This is a genomic window from Micrococcus sp. KRD096 (assembly GCF_017168495.1).
Lineage (GTDB): Bacteria > Actinomycetota > Actinomycetes > Actinomycetales > Micrococcaceae > Micrococcus > Micrococcus luteus.
This window is the reverse complement of the sequence record NZ_JABFAY010000025.1, coordinates 1-966: the sequence shown is the minus strand read 5'-3', so window position 1 is coordinate 966 and position 966 is coordinate 1. Positions and strand designations below refer to the sequence as shown.

The following is a 966-nucleotide window of genomic DNA, read 5'->3' as shown; positions in this document are numbered from 1 at the left end:
CGCCCACGGGGACGGTCTTGATGCGCATGTTGACCTCCTCGGTCAGCGGATGATGACGAGCGAGCACTGGCAGTTTGCCACGTCCTCGGGGTCGCCGGTGAAGCTGCCCGGCCAGGGCATGCCGTTGGAGAAGTCCTCCTCGATCCCGACCTCCTCGCCGTCCAGTGCGGCGTGGGAGGCGCGGGGGTTCGACGAGTTCACGACCCACCGCTTCGTGGCCTTCGGTGCCGCCTGCCGCGGGGCCTCGGCCATACCGAAGCCCACGAACGTGGCGGCCGCGGTCATGGCCGCCTGGTCGGCGCGCGACTCCTCGGCCACGTCGAACACGTGCCCCACCGGGTCGACGTCGTCGTCCTCGTCGTCGTCCGCGAGCGCGGCTTCGATCTGGCGGAGGGTGGCGGCGTTGACCTGGGAGGCGATGCGCTCGGCGACCTTGGCCAGGAACGCCTCGGTGCGGGGGGTGTCGTACTGGTCGGGGTCGAGGCCCATGCCGGTGAGGACGTCACGGGCGGCGGAGGTGGCGAGGTCCGAGCCGGCGTCGAGGAGGTCCTCGGCGAGCTCGGCGTCCCACCGCTTCCCGTCCCACCAGGTGGGGGACTTCGCGCCGGTGGCCGAGGTGATGGCGGCGCGCTGGCGCTTGAAGTGCGCGCGGAACACCTTGACGAGCGGGTCGGTCTCCTCGGCCGGGATGGTGTCCCCGGCCGGGGCCTTCAGCTCGTACTCGATGGAGCCCACGGCCTTCACCCGCGGGGTGTGGCCGGCGCGCAGGTTCTGCGTGCCGGAGTCCGTGGGGGATGCCTGCCCGCCGGTGAGGACGTTCAGGGGCACCACGAGCTCGTCGCCGCCCTCGACGGCCGGCAGGTTCCGCATCGCGCGGGCCTCGTTGCGCGTCAGCCACGGGGCGCCGGTGGAGGTCTGCAGCTGGGCGGCCTGGTCCTCGAACGCGCCGCGCAGCTTCTCCTCGAT

1 protein-coding gene is annotated in these 966 nt (G+C 72.6%); it reads right to left on the bottom strand.

Annotated elements, in window-relative coordinates:
* Window positions 1-42: 42 nt before the first annotated feature.
* Window positions 43-966: hypothetical protein (locus J1M41_RS11125; RefSeq protein WP_206451754.1), on the bottom strand; the 924-nt coding region annotated here is incomplete at its 5' end.